We start from the raw sequence: 21,271 nt of genomic DNA, 5'->3' as shown, positions 1-21,271 counted from the left end.
AGGCTATCTCACATGAATATTCTTGTGGTCGGTAGTGGCGGGCGTGAACATGCTATAGTGAAAAAATTTAATCATTCCCCTTCAGTCAATAGAGTGTTTGTTGCGCCAGGGAATGACGGAATGAGACAAGATGCGGAAGTAGTACCGATTGATGCAATGGATTTTGCTGGTCTTGCCCAATTTGCAAAGGACAATGCGGTTGACCTTACCTTTGTTGGTCCCGAACAGCCATTGGCAGCAGGTATTGTCGACTTTTTCCAATTACGTGGATTAACGATTTTTGGCCCTACGAAGGCGGCTGCTCAAATAGAAGGTAGTAAGTCTTATGCGAAGACATTAATGAAAAAGTACAACATTCCAACGGCAGCTTATGAAACGTTTACGGATGCAGAAAAGGCTGTTGAATATGTTAAACAACAAGGTGCACCAATAGTTGTCAAAGCGGACGGATTAGCAGCTGGTAAAGGTGTAATCGTCGCAATGACAGAACAAGAAGCATGCGATGCCATTTACGATATGATTGGGAACCAACGTTTCGGCGATTCTTCTTCACGGGTTGTGATTGAAGAATTTTTGGACGGAGAAGAGTTTTCCTTCATGTCATTTGTTCATAAAGGACAAATTTATCCAATGGTTATTGCCCAAGATCATAAACGAGCTTACGACGGTGATAAAGGACCAAATACAGGAGGAATGGGTGCGTATTCCCCAGTCCCTCAAATTCCGAAAGAGTATGTGAGACGTGCCTATATTGAAATTGTAGAAGCAACTGTAAAGGCGATGGAGGAAGAGGGTGTTTCCTTTACGGGTATTTTATATGCAGGATTAATATTAACAAACGAAGGACCAAAAGTGATTGAATTTAATGCTCGATTTGGTGATCCCGAAACACAAGTTGTACTTCCACGAATGACTTCAGATTTTGGATTATTTATGAAGGCATTAATGGAAGAACAATATTTTGATTTACAATGGTCAGATGATGCGATGTTAGGTGTTGTAATTGCTGCAGAAGGCTATCCAGGAGATGTGGAGAAGGGCAATCCTCTTCCGGATTTAGCTGATTTGACTGAGAAGTTTGATATTTACCATGCAGGGACGAAATTAGTGGATAGTCACTTTGTAGGTAATGGTGGCCGTGTCCTACTCGTTGCTGCAAAGGCAAATACTTTAAAAGAAGCACAAGAAAAAGTGTATGCAAGTATTAACGAACAACAGTGGGGGAAATTTTTCTACCGTAAAGATATCGGTTGGAGAACATTCCAATAATGAACAATGGCAAGAATCGAATCTCTTCGACTTCTTGCCATTCTTTTTTAAGAAAAATGAATTTTAACTAGGGTTAATTGCTGACTTTTTACTTTTTGTAGAATTGTTTGAACCAGATTGATTACTGTTTTGATTATTACTTTGATTATTACTTTGATTATTGTTTTGATTAGATTGATTTCCCGACACCGTATCCGCCACTGTTTTTGCTACTTGAGATGCTGTATTGGCCATTGTTCCGCTTGGAGCAACATTCGAGACGGTTTGAGCTACTTGTGAAGCAGCATTTGCAAAATTTTGCATTGTGGAAGAACCAGAACTTGATGATTGGGATGTACTATTAGAGGAGTTACCTGTACCCCATCGGCTCTCATAGGATTGATTAAATTGCTGCATAATGCTATCGCCATCTAAATATTCATCAAAAGTCGTTGAAACGGCATTTTTTACGTTTGAATTAATGAATGCCTTTGTGGGACAATATAGAAAAATCCCTTCTGCCACTTTCATAGCACCAGCAGCAACGAACAGTGCCCCTAAACCACGATTTCCGGATTCTTTTGCCAGGTGGGCAATACCGCAAGCTGTTAAACCTGTACCAAGGGCTAAACGGACAAATCCACTTCTTTCAGAAATGTTTTCTTCCATGTAAAGTTCCACTCCTTTTATTAGAATATAATTCCAAATAAAACACTTTAATATAAAAAAGTGCTGTGATACGATAAAACCATTAAATTCCTTGCAACTCAAATAAATATTTGAACAATTTTTGAGCAAAGTTAGTATGTGCGTATAAATAGCGAATAAACAAAATAAATATTATAAGAAATAGAAGGGAGTGTTACAAATGCCAAAGTCTACATGGAAAATAGATGAAATAAGAAAACAAGTAGCTGTCATTGACGGAAACAAAGCGCCAACAATCGTTTTAAAAAATGCACGTTATTTACATAGTGTATTCAAACAATGGTTAGTAGGAAATATTTGGATTTTAGCTGATCGTATTGTTTATGTAGGTAAGGAAATGCCTTCTAATTTGGATAATACAGAGGTAATGGATTTAGAAGGGAAAGTGGTTGTTCCGGGTTATATTGAACCCCATGTACATCCATTCCAATTATATAATCCACACTCCTTTGCAAATTTTTCTGCACAAAGTGGAACAACAACTTTTATCGCAGATAATATGAACTTTGTTTTTTCACTCCCAAATCAGAAAGCGTTTTCATTGTTGAACCAGCTGAAAAAGTTACCTTTTTCTTTCTATTGGTGGGTTCGATTTGATTCCCAAACGGAACTCGACAATGAAGATGAATTATTTACGAATAAATCTGTATTAGAATGGCTTGAACGAGATGATGTGATTCTCGGTGGAGAATTAACAGGATGGCCCCGATTAGTGCGCGGTGATGATTTAATGCTGCATTGGATTCAAGTAGCAAAAAATAAAGGGAAAAAAGTTGAGGGGCATTTTCCTGGTGCCTCTGAGAAAACAATCGCTCGCATGAAGTTATTTGGTGCAGATGGTGACCATGAAGCGATGACAGTTGAAGAAGTAGAACGAAGAATTCTTCATGGATTAGATGTTACTTTAAGACATTCTTCGATTCGACCAGACTTACCCCAATTACTTAAAGGGATTATGGAGAAAAAATTGAATGTTTTTGACCATTTAATGATGACAACAGATGGTTCTACACCGAGTTTCCATATTGATGGCGTAATGGATAAATGTATACGGATCGCCCTTGAAGAAGGGGTATCCCCAATAGATGCTTATAATATGGCTTCTTATAACATTGCACGATATTATAATATGACCCATCTTCATGGTCTTGTGGCAACAGGACGTTTTGCTACATTAAATATTTTAACCGATCCATTTAGTCCAAACCCAGAGTCTGTATTATCAAAAGGTGTTTGGTTAAAGAAAAATCATCAAAAAGTAAATTCCCTTTCAGAAATTCAATGGGATGGATTAGGACCATTAAATCTATCCTTTGATTTAACCGATGACGATTTCCAATTTTCAATGCCGATTGGAATTGAAATGGTTAACGATGTCATTACTAAACCATATTCTATTAGTTTACAATTTACTAAAAAGGAACTCCCCCTTGGAAAAGATGAAAGTTATTTAATGTTAGTAGACCGTCAAGGAAAATGGCGTGTTAACACAATGATTAAAGGATTTGATACTGGTATAAAAGGGTTTGCATCCTCCTACTCAAATACAGGTGAAATTATTTTAATAGGAAAAAGCATAGAAGATATGAAAGTAGCATTTAATGAATTAAAGAGATTAAAAGGTGGAATGGTGCTAGTTGAAAATAAAGAAGTTATAGTTTCGATTCCCCTTGCCTTAAATGGAACTCTCTTTGACGGTGATGTAGAAGAATTAATTCAATATGAGTTAGCTTTAAAATCTGCTCTAAAAGAAAGAGGCTATCGTCATAGTGATGCAGTCTATACATTACTATTTTTACAAGCTACACATTTACCATATATTCGTATCACTCCACGAGGTATATATGATGTCATGAAAAAGAAAGTGATGTTGCCCGCTGTGATGCGTTAAAGGGGGAGAAAAATTTTTGTTTCGATGGAGAAGACTGTGCTTTTTATTAATTATTTCAATTCTATTAGTTGGATGCGGTAAGAAAGATGAAAAGAATGAATCAGTAGAATCTATCGAAGAAGAAAAAGAAACGATACCTGTATCAGAAAACGTAGAACAATCCTTTGTTACACCGTTTACTGGTGAAAAAGTACAAGAAGAAGTGTCAATGCGACCGGTCGTTGTGACGATTAACAATCATCCAAAAGCAAGGCCTCAATCGGGTATTGCCTCTGCTGATGTCATTTATGAAATGTTAGCCGAAGGGGATATTACAAGATTACTAGCCTTGTATCAATCTGAGCTACCTAATAATATTGGACCGATTCGTAGTGCAAGGGATTATTTTGTTGAAATTGCAGCCGGATTAGATGCATTTTATATTGCCCACGGCTATAGTCCAGAAGCGCGAACATTACTTGAAAATGGAGTCGTTGATCATGTTAATGGAATGGCGTATGATGGGACGTTGTTTAAACGATCGAAGGATCGAGTTGCACCCCATAACTCCTATATGCCAGGTGAAAATATACAGGCTGCAGCAGATAAAGTGAGCGCTTCACTTCTTTATCAGAAAAAAGTATCGTATTCTTTTTATAAAGAAGATGAAAGTGTTAAAATAGGAGAGAAAGCAAATTCCGTGTCGGTTACTTATAGTAGCGACAATTCGTTTAATAGCCATTATAATTATGATGAAAATAGCAATCGTTATACACGGCAATCGGGAGACGCTGTGACAACAGATTATTTAACAAATGAACCATTGCAACTATCTAATGTTTTAGTATTTGAAATGAAGCATTCCATTATTGATAATAAAGGACGCCGTGCAATTGATATCAATTCTGGTGGTAAGGCTTATGTGTTCCAACATGGAATGATGAGGGAAGTCCGTTGGGAAAACAAGGATGGTGTACTGAAAGCAGTAGAAGAAGATGGTAGTGAAGTGAAATTAGTTCCTGGACAAACGTGGATTCATCTTGTTCCAACAGATCCAGGCATTGCAACATCTGTAACATACTCGTAGCAATAGAAAGGATGAATGAATATGCAGATCGATAAAATTCGTGGGCATCAAACGGACCAATTATTTAAAGCTGTATTGGAATTAAAAGATCTTGAAGAATGCTATAAATTTTTCGATGATTTATGTACCATTAGTGAAATTCAATCATTAGCCCAACGGTTTGAAGTAGCCCATTTATTACGTTTAAAGAAAACGTATGAATCAATTAAAAAAGAAACAGGTGCATCTACTGCAACAATTTCTCGTGTTCGACGTTGTTTTGATTATGGAAATGACACTTATGATGAAATGTTAGGTCGTCTTTATCCAGATGAGAAACCGTTTCAAGCATCTAAATAATGATAAGCTTAAAAGTGAAATTTAGGCTGTTTAGTTAGTCAAAAGTAAGAAGACTTCCTAGACAGCTTTTTCTATTGAGTAAAGAGAATGTAATTTTCGCTTTATGTAAGTTTACGTTATACTTGTAAGCGTATATAAAACAATTGATTTTTCAAATTTGATAGGTGGGAATGGAAGAATGGATTATAAAAATTGGCGACATGTGTTTAAAGTGGATCCAGCAAAGGAAATTTCAGATGAAGCATTAGAACAAATTTGTGAATCGGGTACGGATGTCATTTTAGTTGGTGGTACAGATGGTGTCACAATCGATAATGTAATTGATATTTTACTACGAGTACGACGTTTTTCAGTACCTATTGCATTGGAAATTTCAAATGTTGAATCCGTTTTAGCTGGTTTTGATTATTACTTCATCCCTTCTGTTTTAAATAGCCGTGAGACAAAATGGGTGAAAGACCTACATCATGAAGCGATTAAAGAGTATGGAGACGTCATGGTTTGGGACGAATTAGTTGCGGAAGGATATTGCGTTTTAAATCCTGATTGCAAAGTAGCGCAAGTAACAAATGCCAATACGGATTTAACGAAGGACGATGTCATTGCCTATGCTCGTCTTGCCGAAAACTATTTTAAATTACCGATTTTTTATATCGAATATAGTGGAACTTATGGAGATAAAGAAATCGTATCTTCTGTAAAGGAAGTATTAAATGACACGAAACTGTTTTACGGTGGAGGTATTACAACTGTAGAACAAGCAGCTGAAATGGCACAAATTGCCGACACAGTCGTAGTAGGCAATATTATATATGACGATTTAAAACAGGCGTTAAAAACAGTAGAAGCTGTAAAAGGCGTTGTAAATGAATAAACCAAGTGCGAGAATAAATTCGTTATAGTATAATTGAGAACAAATGTTTGTATAAAGGGCGGTGCATCATGGAACAAATAACGAAAAATTTACTGAACGGAATGAATCCACAGCAAGCAGAAGCTGTGAAAACGACAGAAGGACCGCTATTAATTATGGCAGGAGCTGGTTCTGGGAAAACGCGTGTTTTAACCCATCGAATTGCTTACTTAGTAGTGGAAAAGGAAGTTTATCCTTCGAAAATTTTAGCGATTACCTTTACAAATAAAGCAGCACGGGAAATGCGCGAACGTATTGATAATTTACTTGGTAACGGTACGACGGAAAGTATGTGGGTTTCTACTTTCCACTCCATGTGTGTGCGCATTTTAAGACGCAATATCGATCGAATAGGCATTTCAAAAAACTTTTCCATTTTAGATTCTGCGGATCAATTGTCTGTTGTAAAAAATGTATTAAAGGAATTAAATATTGATTCCAAACGTTTTGAACCTCGCGCTATTTTAAATGCTATCAGTGCAGCTAAAAACGAATGTATTACTGCAGATCAATATAAAGCAAATAGCAACCCGAACAATCCTTATGAGAAAGTCGTTGCACAAGTGTACGAGGGGTACGAAAAAAGACTTCGACGTAATCAGTCTTTAGATTTTGATGATTTAATTATGACAACGATTACGTTGTTTGAACGTGTTCCAGATGTGTTGGATTTCTACCAAAATAAATTCCAATATATTCATGTGGATGAGTATCAAGATACGAACCATTCCCAATATAAACTTGTTCAATTACTTGCACAAAAATTTAAAAATATTTGTGTCGTTGGTGATTCAGATCAGTCCATTTATAGATGGCGTGGAGCTGATATCGGCAATATTTTATCCTTTGAAAAGGATTACCCTAATGCAAAGGTTATTTTATTAGAGCAAAATTACCGTTCAACAAAACGGATTTTACAAGCAGCCAATGATGTCATTGAACATAATGAAAGTCGATATCCTAAAAAACTTCGTACGGACAATTTAGAAGGAGAGAAAATAGTTCTTTATAAAGCTTATAATGAACAAGATGAAGCTCAATTTGTTGTGCAAACAATCCAAAAGCTAATGGAAAAAGAAAACCGTTCATTAGATGACTTTGCGATTCTTTACCGTACGAATGCCCAGTCCCGTGTGATGGAGGAAGTGCTCGTTAAATCGAATATGACTTACCAAATCGTCGGTGGAACAAAATTCTATGATCGAAAAGAAATTAAAGATTTATTAGCCTATTTAAGATTAATTGCCAACAATGATGATGACTTATCCCTTGCTCGGATCATTAATGAGCCAAAAAGAAATATTGGGGCCACATCGTTCGAAAAAATGGCTACATATGCTATTCAACAAGACCGTTCCATTTTTGATGCGATGAAGGAAGTTTTGTTCATGGGCTTAACTCCGAGGGCAGCAGGTGCGGTTGATAAATTCCGAGAGTTAATCGAAGGATTTACGAAAATGCAAGAGTATTTATCCGTTACGGAGCTTGTTGAACAAGTGATCGAAAAATCCGGTTATCGGGCAATGCTTGAAAATGAAAAAACGATTGAATCAGAAAGCCGTTTAGAAAATATAGAAGAATTTTTATCTGTTACGAAGGCTTTCGAAGAGCGTAGTGACGATAAATCTTTAATTGCCTTTTTAACAGATTTAGCGCTAGTAGCAGATATCGATGCTCTAGATAAAGAGGATACATCAAAGGGAAGTATTATCTTAATGACGATGCATGCTGCAAAGGGATTAGAGTTCCCGATTGTATTTATTATCGGTATGGAAGAAAATGTCTTCCCCCATTCCCGTTCTTTAGACGATCCAGCGGAAATGGAAGAAGAACGGAGACTTGCTTATGTTGGGATTACGCGGGCGGAGCAACGTTTATATTTAACTTGTGCTGGTTCTCGTACTCTATTTGGCCGTTCAAGCTACAATATGCCTTCCCGCTTCTTACAAGAAATTTCGGAAGACATTATCGAACAAATTTCAAAATCTGGCCATCGTATAGATGCGGATGAATTACCATTTAGTACCGGACGTAGCCAACGGGCTCAAAGTCAAAGACGAAGAACGATAGGGAATGTCCAAACGAAGCCACAAATTGCGAACCTTCAATCGACTGGCGGTGACCAACTCCAATGGAAAGCTGGAGATAAAGCTGTCCACGGTAAATGGGGGACTGGAACGGTTGTTAGTGTGAAAGGTGAGGGGGACGGCATGGAATTAGATATCGCCTTCCCAAGTATAGGAATCAAACGATTACTTGCTAAATTTGCTCCGATTACGAAAGGGTAAAAGGGAACTATCTTCGTAATGGATGAAAAGATGGAGGAATAAAATGAACGATATTGAAAAACGAGTTGCCGAGTTAAATCAACTTCTTCATAAGTACGGTCATGCCTACTATGTTTTAGACAAGCCCCTTGTGTCTGATGCGGTGTATGATCAGCTTTTAAATGAATTAATTGCATTGGAAAAAGAGAATCCTTCTTTAATTTATCCAGATTCGCCGACTCAACGTGTTGGCGGTGTTCCGTTACAAGGATTTAAGAAAGTAACTCATAATTATCCGATGTTAAGCTTATCCAATGCTTTTGGTGAAGAAGATTTAAGGGATTTTGACCGTAAAATTCGCCAATCGATTGGGAACGATTTTTCCTATGTTTGTGAATTGAAAATTGATGGATTAGCTATCTCATTACGCTATGAGAATGGCGTATTTGTTCAAGGGGCAACCCGAGGGGACGGTACTGTTGGAGAGGATATAACGGCCAATTTAAAAACGATCCATGCCATCCCCCTTCGTTTAAACGAACCTGTAACAATTGAAGTGCGCGGAGAAGCATATATGCCGAAAAAATCCTTTGAAGCATTAAATAAAGCTCGTGCCGATAAAGGGGAAGAACTTTTTGCTAACCCGCGTAATGCGGCAGCTGGTTCCCTTCGTCAGCTTGACCCGAAAATTGCGGCAAGTCGTAACCTTTCTACATTCATCTATGCCATTGGTGGAGATGGGGAAGCTTATGGAATTGATTCCCATGCAGAAATGCTTGATTATTTAGAGACATTAGGATTCCCTTCCAATAAAGAGCGGGAATTTTGTGAAACAATTGACGACGTTCTTGCGTTCATTAATAAGTGGACTGAAAATCGCCCTCATCTTCCGTATGAAATTGATGGGATTGTCGTAAAAGTAAATCGCTATGCTCATCAAGATGAATTAGGCTATACAGCAAAAAGTCCACGTTGGGCCATTGCTTATAAATTCCCTGCAGAAGAAGTAATGACAACTTTACTAGATATCGAACTAACGGTAGGTCGAACAGGGGTCATTACACCAACCGCTATTTTAACTCCGGTTCAAGTTGCAGGAACAACTGTTGGAAGAGCATCCCTTCATAATGAAGATTTAATTCGCGAAAAGGATATTCGTATTGGCGATACCGTGATCATTCATAAAGCAGGAGATATTATTCCGGAAGTTGTTGGTGTCATCTTAGAACAGCGTCCAGAAAACTCTGTTCCTTTTGAAATGCCAACTAATTGTATTGCTTGTGGAAGCGAGCTTGTCCGCATTGAAGGTGAAGTAGCTTTACGTTGTGTCAATCCAACATGTCCTGCTCAAATTGCTGAAGGTATTAAACATTTCGTTTCAAGAAACGCGATGAATATTGACGGTTTAGGAGAAAAGGTAGTAGAACAACTTCTTCGTGAAAATTATATTCGTGATGTAAGTGACCTTTATCACTTAGAAGCAGAGCAGCTTGTAAAACTGGAACGAATGGGCGAAAAATCAGCGAAAAATTTAGTAGAAGCAATTGAACGTTCAAAGGAAAATTCAATGGAAAGATTGCTGTTTGGACTAGGAATTCGCCATGTTGGTGAAAAAGCGGCCAAATTATTAGCAGAAACGTTCGAATCGATGGATGCCCTGATGGCAGCGAAGGAAGAAGAAATTACGGCGATTTATGAAATCGGTGGTAAGATGGCTGACTCCATCGTTACGTATTTTGACAGTGATGAAGTGAAAGCGTTGATCACGAGACTGAAAGAAGCCGGTGTCAACATGCTGTATAAAGGTAAAAAGGTACAAGTGGAAATGGGTAACAATCCATTCGCAGGGAAAACGATTGTTTTAACTGGAAAATTATCGCAATTGACACGCAATGAAGCAAAGGCGAAAATAGAAGAGTTGGGTGGAACGGTAACAGGTAGTGTAAGTAAGAAGACAGACCTTGTTATTGCCGGCGAAGATGCAGGTTCAAAATTAACTAAAGCAAATGAACTAGGCATCGAAGTTTGGGACGAAAACCGCCTAATTGAACAATTACAACAGTAAAGGAGTTTCAAACGATGAACCGATTTCGCTGGATTCCGGCGATGGTCGTTGTTGCAATGCTAACAGGTTGTGTACCTTCATTCAAAGAAGATACAGAAGTGTTACAAGATACAGATGAAACTGAAGCAGAAGTTGAAACGACAATCATCCCAAGTATGCAATTAAATGATAATTATTATAAAACGCTAGTTCCGTATAAGGAAAGTGCTAGCCGTGGATTAGTCGTGTCTAATATTAATACGAAGTACGACATTAAAGAAGTAGAAGAAGGACTAATGCGCCTTTCACAAAATGTATTTGATACAGAAAATTACTTCTTCCAAGAAGGTCAGTACTTAGATAGCGATACAATTAGTAACTGGCTTGCTCGTAGTAACCAAAATCCCGATGAACCAGAAGAACTAAGAGGGTTAAATCCAGCTGATGTTAATAAAAGCGGCGAAAAAATGGACCCTGAAACAAGGGCGAAAGAAGCACCCATTTATCTTGCCCATATCGTCGAACAAAATTATCTAGTTAAAACAGATGATAATAAAGTAAAACTTGGTGGTATTTCGATTGGACTTGCTTTAAATTCCATCTACTACTACCAAAAAGAACAGTACGGGGACACTTTTGAAGAAAAAATTCCAGATGCTGAAATCGAGCAAAAAGGGAAAGAAATCGCAAAAGAAGTCATTTCCCGTTTACGTCAACGTCCTGAACTGAAGGATGTTCCAATTGTAATTGGTTTGTTTAAACAGCAAGCAAATAATGCAATCATACCTGGATCCTATTTTGCATATAACATTTCAGAAAAGGGGCAATCGGATTTAGGAGAATGGCAAGATGTGAATGAGGCATACGTAACATTCCCAATGTCTTCACCAGAAGCGGTATATCGTGAAGTTAATGAAAGCTTCCAAAACTTTAAACATGAAGTAGATGAATATTTCTCCAATTATACAAGTGTTATAGGTAGAGGATTCTATCAAAATAACACGCTCACAAAGTTGTCCATTGAGGTTCCAATCCAATTTTATGGTACGACGGAGATCATCGGATTTACCCAATATTTATCGGGAATTATTGTTCAACAATTGCCTAAAGATGTGGATATAGAAGTTAGCATTACTTCGATAAACGGACCGGAAGCCCTTTTAATAAAAGAACGTAGTGATAAAGAGCCGTTTGTTCATATTTATGATTATTAATATGGACTAATCACTTCTTAGGAAAGTAGTATTAGAACATTCTAATGCTACTTTTTTATGTTGAAGTATGAAAGGAATAGCTCAATCTATTAGGAAACGATTAAATTTGCCTTTAATTTATGATATTTTTATTAATAGGTTTGAATTGGCGCGGTTTAAGGCGATAATATAGTTGATTATATAGGAAGTAATGAAGGCCTTGTAGTAGATGACCATTGATGTGCAAGAACTTTCAGGTTTTTGTCCTATTTTGTGATTTTTTATGAGAAAAATGGTATTATTATTGATTATTGCCACGCTTTAGAATAACGGAGGTGTAATGAAATGGCGAAATTATCAAAAGAAGAAGTAAAACACGTTGCCCATTTAGCGCGACTAGCGATTACTGATGAAGAAGCAGAGAAATTTGCAAACCAATTAGAAAAAATTACTGATTTTGCCCAAACATTGAGCGAATTAGATACAACGAATGTCAAACCAACATCCCACGTTCTACCGATCGTTAACGTTATGCGTGAAGACGTTGCCCAAAAAGGTTTAGATCGTGATGTAATGATGTTAAACGTAAAAGAGCAAGTGGATGGTCAAGTAAAAGTACCACCAATTTTAGAAGACTAAACCGCGATAAAAAGGAGGGAACTTCATGACGTTATTTGAACGTTCATCGAAAGAATTACAAGAAGGTTTACATAACGGCGAGATGAAAATCGCTGATTTAACGAACGAAGCATTTGCTCGCATCGAAAAACTAGATGACGATGTACAAGCTTTCTTAGCTTTAAATAAGGAAAAAGCAATGGAGCAAAGCTTAGAGTTGGACAAAGTTCCATTTGAACAACGGGGACCATTATTCGGCTTACCAATCGGTGTTAAAGATAACATCGTAACAGAAGGTTTAGAAACAACTTGTGCTTCTAAAATTTTAGAAGGTTTTATGCCAATTTATGATGCAACAGTAGTTAAAAAACTACGTGAAGCAGGTATGGTAACCGTGGGGAAATTGAATATGGATGAATTCGCGATGGGTTCATCTAATGAAAACTCCGCTTATAAAACAACGAAAAACCCATGGAATCTTGAGCATGTACCAGGGGGATCTTCTGGCGCATCTGCAGCTTCCGTTGCAGCAGGTGAAGTGCCATTTTCTCTAGGTTCAGATACTGGTGGATCAATCCGTCAACCAGCTGCATATTGTGGCGTAGTAGGTATGAAGCCTACTTATGGTCGTGTATCTCGTTTTGGTTTAGTGGCCTTCGCGTCATCATTAGACCAAATCGGACCAATTACACGTAACGTTTATGACAATGCTCTACTTCTTGAAGCAATTGCAGGGGTAGACCCTAACGACTCAACTTCAGCAGATGTACCTGTACCAAACTACGTATCGAAATTAGATGGCGACATTAAAGGTTTACGTATTGCGGTACCAAAGGAATATTTAGGTGAAGGGGTAAACGAAGAAGTTAGAAATTCCGTATTAGCAGCTCTTGACGTTTTAAAAGGGTTAGGTGCTACTGTAGAAGAAGTATCCCTTCCTCATTCTAAATATGCTTTAGCAGCTTATTATATCCTTTCATCATCAGAAGCTTCATCTAACCTTTCCCGTTTTGACGGTATCCGTTATGGTTTCCGTGCAGAAGGCGTGAAAAACTTAATGGAACTTTATAAAGAAACACGAAGCCAAGGTTTTGGTGATGAAGTAAAACGCCGTATTATGCTTGGAACGTACTCTTTAAGTGCTGGAACTTACGATGCTTACTATAAAAAAGCTCAACAAGTTCGTACGCTTATTAAAGAAGATTACGATAAAGTATTTGAAAACTATGATGTAATTGTTGGACCAACAGCACCGACACCTGCTTTCAAAGTCGGTCAAAACATCAACGATCCATTAACGATGTATGCGAATGATATTTTAACCATTCCGATTAATTTAGCTGGTGTTCCTGCTATTTCTATTCCATGTGGATTTGAAAATGGCTTACCATTAGGTTTACAAATTATCGGAAAACATTTCGATGAGGAAACAATCTATCGCACGGCTTACGCTTACGAACAAGCGACAGAATTTCATAAACAAACTCCTCAAATTTGGGAGGGTAAATAAATATGAACTTTGAAACAGTTATCGGGTTAGAAGTACACGTAGAATTAAAAACAGAATCGAAAATTTTCTCTCCAGCACCAAACCATTTCGGTGCTGAACCAAATACAAACACGACAGTAATCGACCTTGGATATCCAGGTGTATTACCTGTGTTAAACAAAAACGTTGTTGATTTTGCGATGAAGGCTGCCTTAGCTTTAAATATGAAAATTAACCAAGAAACAAAATTTGACCGTAAAAACTATTTCTACCCAGACAATCCGAAGGCTTACCAAATTTCTCAATTTGATAAACCAATCGGCTATGATGGTTGGATTGAAATTGAAATCGAAGGTACAGACGGTCAACCAGGGTATACGAAAAAAATTGGTATTACCCGTCTTCATATGGAAGAAGATGCGGGTAAATTAACCCACGGTGATGGTTATTCATTAGTTGACTTTAACCGTCAAGGTACGCCACTTGTGGAAATCGTATCAGAGCCAGATATTCGTACGCCAGCTGAAGCTTATGCTTATCTTGAAAAGTTAAAATCAATTATTCAATACACTGGTGTTTCCGATGTGCGTATGGAAGAAGGTTCTTTACGTTGTGATGCGAATATTTCCCTTCGTCCATACGGTCAAGAAGAATTCGGTACAAAAACAGAGCTTAAAAACTTAAACTCTTTCAACTTTGTTCGAAAAGGTCTTGAATATGAGGAAAAACGCCAAGCAGAAGTGTTAATGTCTGGTGGCGAAATTAAGCAAGAGACTCGTCGTTTCGATGAAAAAACTGGTAAAACAATTTTAATGCGTGTGAAGGAAGGTACAGATGATTACCGTTACTTCCCAGAGCCGGATTTAGTTGATTTAAAAATTGACGATGAATGGTTAGAACGCGTTCGTCAATCGATTCCTGAACTTCCAGATGCTCGTAAAAAACGTTATGTTGAAGAGCTTGGGTTAAACGATTACGATGCAAGTGTACTAGTTGTGAACAAAGAGATTTCAGATTTCTTTGATGAAATGGTCGTTGCCGGCGCGGATGCGAAGCTTTCTGCGAACTGGTTAATGGGTGATGTGTCAGCTTACTTAAACGCAGAACAAATTGAAATTAGTCAAACGGCATTAACACCAGAGAATTTAGCAAGTATGGTGAAATTAATTGCAAATGGTACAATTTCATCTAAAATTGCGAAAAAAGTTTTCAGTGAATTAGTGAAAAACGGTGGAGATGCTGAGAAGATTGTGAAAGAAAAAGGGTTAGTTCAAATTTCTGACCCAGCTGTATTACTTGGCTTAGTAACAGAAGTGTTAGATGCGAACCCGCAATCTATCGAAGACTTTAAAAACGGTAAAGACCGTGCAATTGGCTTCTTAGTAGGTCAAATTATGAAAGCTTCTAAAGGACAAGCGAACCCACCAATGGTAAACAAAATCCTTCTTGAAGAAATTAATAAACGCTAATTAGTATTTGCCCCTATCATTCCAATGAAAGTTGGTTTGTAGGGGTTTCTTCGTCCAATCCTAAAAATTGTAATTTGCCCACATTTTATGCAAAATAAAAGAAAAAGGGGGAGTAAATAATGAAAACAGAACAACAATATTTTGAAGAATCCATCCCAATGGCCCAGTATATGGAACAAATGACGACGCCTATATTAAAAGAGAAAAGTTTTGCAGTATACGAAAATTTCAATGTAAATCCGAATGATGAACTTTTCCCATTATTAAAAGAGGAAAAACCTCATATTTTAGCCATTACGGAAGATTGGTGTGGCGATGCGATGCTAAATAATGCGGTTATTCGTAAAATAGCTGAAGAAGCGGATTTAGAAATTCGCTGCGCTTTCCGAGATGCGGATACCGATTTAATCGATCGCTATTTAACAAATGGCGGAAGGGCTATTCCAATCTATTTATTGTTAAATGAACAAGGTGAAGTGATTGGGAAATGGGGGCCTCGTGCACCAGAATTACAACAATTAGTGACAGAAATGCGGGCACAATTACCAGAAAAAGGAGACCCAACATTTGAACAAAAGCAAAAAGAAATGTATACTTCTATGCAGGACAAATTTGTTCATGATCCTCAATGTGCACAATGGGTTTATGAAGATATGAAAAAAGTACTATCAAAAGCTATACAAAAATAAAGTTTTAACGGAAAGGTCCTTTGAAAGTTCTTCTTACTTAGGACTTTCCCTTTTGTTGAAAAGTTTTATACATATTACGAAGTATAGGATGGAAGATAAAATGAAAAGAGCAAGAATCATTTACAACCCCACATCAGGTAGAGAGCTTTTTAAAAGAAACTTACCTGAAGTTTTAGAGAAGCTTGAAATTGCCGGGTACGAAACATCATGCCACGCAACAACTTGTGAAGGAGATGCGAAACAAGCAGCCGCACAAGCTGTAGAAAGAGGTTTTGATATTATCATTGCTGCTGGTGGTGATGGTACACTAAATGAAGTAGTAGCAGGGATGAGTCCTTATGAAAATCGACCGAAGTTAGGTGTAGTACCAATGGGAACGACGAATGATTTTGCAAGGGCCATTCGAGTTCCGCGTAAAATCGACGAGGCCATCGATATCATTATAAAAGGCGATACAATACCAGTCGATGTCGGGTTAATAAATGATGACCGTTATTTCATTAATATTGCTGCAGGTGGGCGTATAACGGAATTAACATACGAAGTACCGAGTAAAATGAAAACACTTCTCGGTCAACTTGCTTATTATTTAAAAGGAATTGAAATGATTCCTTCCATAAAAGCGACGAATATGCGCATCGAATTTGATGGGGAAGTTTTCGAAGGAGATGCCATGATGTTTTTATGTGGATTAACAAACTCTGTTGGTGGGTTTGAAAAAATAGCACCAGATGCAAGTATTAACGATGGATTATTCACTATGATGATCCTGAAGAAATGTAGCATTGCGGATTTTATAAAAGTGGCATCTTTAGCACTCCGCGGGGAACACTTAAATGATCCGAATGTGATTTACCGAAAGGCAAGTGTAGTGAAAGTTTCCAACGTGGAAGAAAATGAAACGATTCATATTAACTTAGATGGTGAGTATGGTGGGGATGCACCCGTTACTTTTACTAACTTAAAACGCCATATTGAAGTATTCGTTCCAATCGAGGATATTCGTGAATTGGACCGAGTGTAATTAGCAGGAATGACCTGTATAAATGTTAGGGTAAACTAACGTTTATACAGGTTTTTTATTTTGAAAAAATGTTTGAAAGGATACTACCAGTTCTAATTAACACCGTTCAACTTCTACAAAAATGGGCATAATGGCTGTAAGGGGAGAGACAAATGTATAAAAAACAAGAAAAATGGCTAATTTACTTAAGTTTTGGAGTAGCAGCAATTATGTTGCTATCGATTTTAGGTCGATTATTTAGTTAGGGAGGACTTATTTTTGATTAACGAGTCAGCGGTGTTTTGGAGTCGAGTACTAACTGAAACAACCTTATCTTTTCATATTATTTATGCAACAATCGGCGTCGGCGTTCCGTTGATGATTATGATTGCCCAATGGGTCGGTTATCGAAATAATGATGAACATTACATTTTACTGGCAAGACGCTGGGCTAGAGGATTTGTCATTACGGTAGCCGTTGGGGTTGTTACAGGGACGGCAATTGGTTTACAGCTTTCTCTATTATGGCCAAACTTTATGGAGCTAGCAGGACAAGTCATTTCGTTACCTTTATTTATGGAAACCTTTGCCTTTTTCTTTGAAGCAATTTTCTTAGGAATTTATTTATATACTTGGGATCGTTTTGATAGTCAAAAGAAGCATATGCTGTTGCTCATACCTGTTGCCATCGGAGCATCGATGTCAGCGGTATTTATCACAATCGTCAATTCATTTATGAACGCGCCTCAAGGGTTCGATGTAGTAAACGGAAAGTTAGTCAATATTCAACCGTTAATCGCCATGTTTAACCCTGCAATGCCAACAAAAGTAACCCACGTCCTCGTTACAGCCTTTATGACTGCAGCGTTTATATTGGCATCCATCGCAGCCTTCCGTTTATTAAAGGGTTCAGATCATATTTATCATAAAAAAGCACTTTATCTTGTAATGAAATGTGGTCTTATTTTTTCGATTGCATCGGCCATTATTGGGGACTTTTCAGGAAAATATTTGGCTGAGTATCAGCCAGAAAAGTTAGCAGCTGCCGAATGGCATTTTGAGACGGAGGAAGGGGCCGATCTTATCCTATTCGGGATTATGAATGATGGAGAGGTAAAGTATGAAATTACCATTCCTTATGGGTTAAGTATATTAGCCTTTAGTAATCCGATGGCTGAAGTAATTGGGTTAAATGAATTTCCGGAAGATGAAAGACCTCCCCTTTATATCCATTATTTATTTAATTTAATGGTGTTTATCGGGATGTTCATGGTTCTTGTTTCCTTTATTTATTTAGTTGGGAAATGGCGTGGCTGGTCGTTTATCGCAAGCAAATGGTATCGATGGGTAGTCGTAGCGGGAGGCCCGTTATCGGTCATTGCCATTGAAGCGGGTTGGTGGTTAGCAGAAGTCGGAAGGCAACCGTGGATATTGCGAGGGATAATGCGGACAGAGCAAGGGGCAACGACAAGTGGAAATGTAGATTTGATGCTCCTTCTATTTTGTATTTTATATATTGTGCTAGGGATAGGTAGTATCGTCGTCTTATCAAGAATGTTTCGTTCCAATCCTATTGAAAAGGAAATTGAAGACAGGGAATCGGAAAAGGGTGGTGAAGTGCGATGAATCTTGAAGTGTTAGGAATTTCTGTATTATGGATATTTCTATTTGGTTATGTCATTGTGGCATCCATTGATTTTGGAGCAGGATTTTTTAATGCCTATAGTTTATTAACCGATCGATCCCATATTCTAACGGAGATTATTAAGCGCTATTTATCACCGGTTTGGGAAGTGACGAACGTATTTCTTGTATTCTTTTTCGTAGGTATCGTTGGATTTTTTCCCCAAACAGCTTTTTATTATGGAACGATTTTACTTGTGCCAGTGAGCATTTCATTATTGTTGTTAGCAATCCGGGGTTCCTATTATGCCTTTGAATCTTATGGTTCAGCAGGCCATAAAGGGTATGCCTTTGCCTATGGGCTAGCGGGGTTGTTAATTCCTGCATCCCTTTCAGTCGTTTTTACCATTTCGGAAGGTGGCTTCGTTGAGATGGTAAACGGACAGCCTGTATTAGATTATTGGGCGCTATATACAAGCCCCCTTTCTTGGAGCATTGTGTTATTAAGTATTTCAGCAGTTCTTTATATATCTGCGGTCTTTTTAACTTGGTATGCATGGAAAGCTAAGGATTTAGAAGCAAGTAACTTAATGAGAAAATATGCCCTAATCTGGTCTGTCCCATTAATTATTACAGCCTTCGGGATTATCGTAGAGTTACGCGGTCATAATGTAGAACATTATGAGAACATCGTCGCTATATGGCCTTTATTTGCACTTTCGGGATTATTATTTTTAGTTACGGTTTGGTTTATTTGGAAAAAGAGGTCATATGGTACGGCAGTAATTTTATTAATACTTCAATTTGCCTTTGCCTTTTTTGCCTATGGTGGTTCCCATTATCCGTATTTGTTATATCCATATTTAACAATACACGCTGGATTTACAAATAAAGAGATGGCGATTGCTTTAGTCATTGCCTTTATACTTGGTTTATGTTTATTGCTTCCATCCCTATATTTATTGTTCCGTTTATTTTTATTCAATAAAGACTATGTTACTGGCAAGAGTAACGATCATGCATAGGAGTGATACAAAATGAACGAGTTCATGATTTTTGTCGCCCCCTTTATAATAACTATTGTGTCAATTGTGCTGGCATTTCTATTAGCACCGATGGATAAAATCGTAAAGGATGAAGAAGTAAAATGAGGAAGGGCTGCTGTTAAAGTAGCTCTTTTTTTAAAATGAGATAAATTTCGTGCAAAAGTAGAGATTTTTACCCTCCACTTGTTTTACAATAGAAGAATTGAATGGAGGACGGAACATGGTAGCACCAGTAAAGAAAAATGATCGAAAAATCGTTTTAGTAGAAGATTTAACCCATGATGGAAATGGTGTGGCGAAAATCGACGGTTATCCGTTGTTTATTCAAGGCGCCCTTCCACAAGAAACGGTTGAAGTACATGTATTAAAAACTTTAAAAAATTACGGCTTTGCAAAAATCGTAGATATAAAAGAAGAATCTCCAGATCGAGTGAAAGCCCCATGTATTTATTTTGGAAAATGTGGTGGTTGCCAGCTGCAACATTTATCTTATGAAGGGCAGCTGAAATGGAAAGAAAACATGGTACGTAACGTTATGAAACGGATTGGCAAAATCGATGCGCCAGTATTGCCAGTGAAAGGGATGCAAGATCCGTGGAATTATCGTAATAAATCCCAAATTCCATTTACTCAAACGGAAACGGGTCCGATTGCGGGATTTTATAAATCAAAAACCCACGATATTGTCGACATGGAACGTTGTATTATTCAAGTAGAAGAAGCAGATCAAATCATGGCGAACTTGAAAAAGGAACTAATGGACATCGGTTTACAACCATACAACGAAGAGTCCCATCGAGGCATGCTTCGCCACGTCGTTATTCGAAAAGGGCGAGCAACAGGGGAAGTAATGGTCGTGTTAGTGACGAATAAACATAAGTTCCCACAAAAAGACGCAGCAATTGCATTGATCCGCAAGCTTGTCCCAAATGTGACATCGATTGTACAAAACGTTAATATCGAAAAAACGAATGTGATTTTAGGAAATGAAACGATTACCCTTTGGGGAAAAGATTTTATTGAGGATACAATTGGTAATGTCCGCTTTGAAATTTCAGCTCGTTCCTTCTACCAAGTAAATCCTGTACAAACAGAAGTGCTATATAAGCAAGCGTTAGATTATGCCCAATTATCCGGGGATGAAACGGTTATTGATGCTTATTGTGGGATTGGGACGATTTCATTATTTTTAGCGGAGAAAGCAAAACAAGTGCTAGGAGTAGAAATCGTAGAACAAGCCATTGAAGATGCTAAACGTAACGCCGAATTAAACGGCTTTACAAATACGTATTTTGAAGCCGGCCCAGCAGAGGAAGTAATTCCACGTTGGTATGCTGAAGGTAAAAAAGCGGATGTACTAGTCGTCGATCCACCACGAAAAGGCTGCGATGAGGCATTGCTCAATACCGTTATTGAGCAAAAACCAAAGCGAGTAGTTTACGTCTCCTGTAATCCAGCGACCTTAGCGCGGGACTTACGGGTACTCGAGGATGGCGGCTACAAAACAAAAGAAATCCAACCCGTAGACATGTTCCCGCAAACGACGCACTGTGAAGCGGTGGCGTGGTTGGAGTTAGTATAAAGAAAGAAGAACGAATTCCTAATGGGGAATTCGTTCTTTTTTATTGCTTCGGAAAGCTGTTTTTTAATATATGGTAACGAATC

18 protein-coding genes are annotated in these 21,271 nt (G+C 37.9%); 17 read left to right on the top strand and 1 reads right to left on the bottom strand.

What is annotated here, in order from left to right; all coding sequences use genetic code 11:
• The first annotated feature begins 12 nt into the window (after positions 1-12).
• Positions 13-1,269 carry a phosphoribosylamine--glycine ligase gene (gene purD / locus MHH69_RS15950; protein ID WP_341362733.1) on the top strand — a complete coding sequence of 419 codons (1,257 nt, stop codon included), beginning with the start codon at positions 13-15 and terminating at the stop codon, positions 1,267-1,269.
• 63 nt (positions 1,270-1,332) lie between these two features.
• On the opposite strand, the gene MHH69_RS15945 is transcribed toward purD, so the two are convergent.
• Positions 1,333-1,917 (bottom strand): hypothetical protein, encoded by a 585-nt coding sequence (locus tag MHH69_RS15945; RefSeq protein WP_341362732.1) that lies wholly within the window; start codon positions 1,915-1,917, stop codon positions 1,333-1,335.
• 199 nt (positions 1,918-2,116) lie between these two features.
• Here MHH69_RS15945 and MHH69_RS15940 point away from each other — a divergent pair, with 199 nt between their 5' ends.
• The 16 genes from MHH69_RS15940 (at position 2,117) to rlmD (ending at position 21,188) form a co-directional block, all read left to right on the top strand.
• Entirely contained in the window at positions 2,117-3,847 is a 1,731-nt protein-coding gene (locus MHH69_RS15940) for an adenine deaminase C-terminal domain-containing protein (protein ID WP_341362731.1), read from the top strand.
• A 16-nt stretch (positions 3,848-3,863) separates the two neighbouring features.
• A complete protein-coding gene (locus MHH69_RS15935) occupies positions 3,864-4,913 on the top strand; it encodes a DUF3048 domain-containing protein (protein ID WP_341362730.1) in 1,050 nt (349 codons plus the stop codon).
• A gap of 21 nt (positions 4,914-4,934) precedes the next feature.
• Positions 4,935-5,252 (top strand): YerC/YecD family TrpR-related protein, encoded by a 318-nt coding sequence (locus tag MHH69_RS15930; RefSeq protein ID WP_122972584.1) that lies wholly within the window; start codon positions 4,935-4,937, stop codon positions 5,250-5,252.
• 178 nt (positions 5,253-5,430) lie between these two features.
• Positions 5,431-6,126: a heptaprenylglyceryl phosphate synthase gene (locus MHH69_RS15925; protein ID WP_341362729.1), complete on the top strand. Its 696-nt coding sequence runs from the start codon at positions 5,431-5,433 to the stop codon at positions 6,124-6,126.
• A 68-nt stretch (positions 6,127-6,194) separates the two neighbouring features.
• Positions 6,195-8,453 (top strand): DNA helicase PcrA, encoded by a 2,259-nt coding sequence (pcrA, locus tag MHH69_RS15920; protein WP_341362728.1) that lies wholly within the window; start codon positions 6,195-6,197, stop codon positions 8,451-8,453.
• Positions 8,454-8,496: 43 nt separating this feature from the next.
• On the top strand, positions 8,497-10,497 hold the full coding sequence (gene ligA / locus MHH69_RS15915) for an NAD-dependent DNA ligase LigA (protein WP_122972587.1): 2,001 nt from the start codon (positions 8,497-8,499) through the stop codon (positions 10,495-10,497).
• 14 nt (positions 10,498-10,511) lie between these two features.
• Positions 10,512-11,690, top strand: a complete 1,179-nt coding sequence (locus MHH69_RS15910) for a CamS family sex pheromone protein (protein ID WP_341362727.1) — start codon at positions 10,512-10,514, stop codon at positions 11,688-11,690.
• Positions 11,691-12,014: 324 nt separating this feature from the next.
• Positions 12,015-12,308 (top strand): Asp-tRNA(Asn)/Glu-tRNA(Gln) amidotransferase subunit GatC, encoded by a 294-nt coding sequence (gene gatC / locus MHH69_RS15905; RefSeq protein ID WP_122972589.1) that lies wholly within the window; start codon positions 12,015-12,017, stop codon positions 12,306-12,308.
• 25 nt (positions 12,309-12,333) lie between these two features.
• Complete coding sequence (gatA, locus tag MHH69_RS15900; RefSeq protein WP_341362726.1) at positions 12,334-13,797, top strand: Asp-tRNA(Asn)/Glu-tRNA(Gln) amidotransferase subunit GatA; 1,464 nt, start codon at positions 12,334-12,336, stop codon at positions 13,795-13,797.
• Between the two features lie 2 nt (positions 13,798-13,799).
• Positions 13,800-15,245, top strand: a complete 1,446-nt coding sequence (gatB, locus tag MHH69_RS15895; protein WP_122972591.1) for an Asp-tRNA(Asn)/Glu-tRNA(Gln) amidotransferase subunit GatB — start codon at positions 13,800-13,802, stop codon at positions 15,243-15,245.
• 119 nt (positions 15,246-15,364) lie between these two features.
• Entirely contained in the window at positions 15,365-15,934 is a 570-nt protein-coding gene (locus MHH69_RS15890) for a thioredoxin family protein (protein WP_122972592.1), read from the top strand.
• A gap of 100 nt (positions 15,935-16,034) precedes the next feature.
• Positions 16,035-16,958 (top strand): diacylglycerol kinase, encoded by a 924-nt coding sequence (locus MHH69_RS15885; RefSeq protein ID WP_341362725.1) that lies wholly within the window; start codon positions 16,035-16,037, stop codon positions 16,956-16,958.
• A gap of 258 nt (positions 16,959-17,216) precedes the next feature.
• Positions 17,217-18,563 carry a cytochrome ubiquinol oxidase subunit I gene (locus MHH69_RS15880; RefSeq protein WP_122972594.1) on the top strand — a complete coding sequence of 449 codons (1,347 nt, stop codon included), beginning with the start codon at positions 17,217-17,219 and terminating at the stop codon, positions 18,561-18,563.
• A complete protein-coding gene (locus tag MHH69_RS15875) occupies positions 18,560-19,585 on the top strand; it encodes a cytochrome d ubiquinol oxidase subunit II (RefSeq protein WP_122972595.1) in 1,026 nt (341 codons plus the stop codon). Before MHH69_RS15880 ends, MHH69_RS15875 begins: the two co-directional genes overlap by 4 nt.
• A gap of 12 nt (positions 19,586-19,597) precedes the next feature.
• Positions 19,598-19,711 carry a cytochrome bd oxidase small subunit CydS gene (gene cydS / locus MHH69_RS19360; RefSeq protein WP_406927866.1) on the top strand — a complete coding sequence of 38 codons (114 nt, stop codon included), beginning with the start codon at positions 19,598-19,600 and terminating at the stop codon, positions 19,709-19,711.
• Between the two features lie 115 nt (positions 19,712-19,826).
• Entirely contained in the window at positions 19,827-21,188 is a 1,362-nt protein-coding gene (rlmD, locus tag MHH69_RS15870) for a 23S rRNA (uracil(1939)-C(5))-methyltransferase RlmD (RefSeq protein ID WP_341362724.1), read from the top strand.
• Positions 21,189-21,271 lie beyond the last annotated feature (83 nt).

Source organism: Ureibacillus sp. FSL E2-3493, assembly GCF_038077515.1.
Taxonomy (GTDB): domain Bacteria; phylum Bacillota; class Bacilli; order Bacillales_A; family Planococcaceae; genus Ureibacillus; species Ureibacillus halotolerans.
The sequence above is the reverse complement of the archived record's forward strand: the minus strand, read 5'-3'. Positions and strand labels throughout refer to the sequence as shown.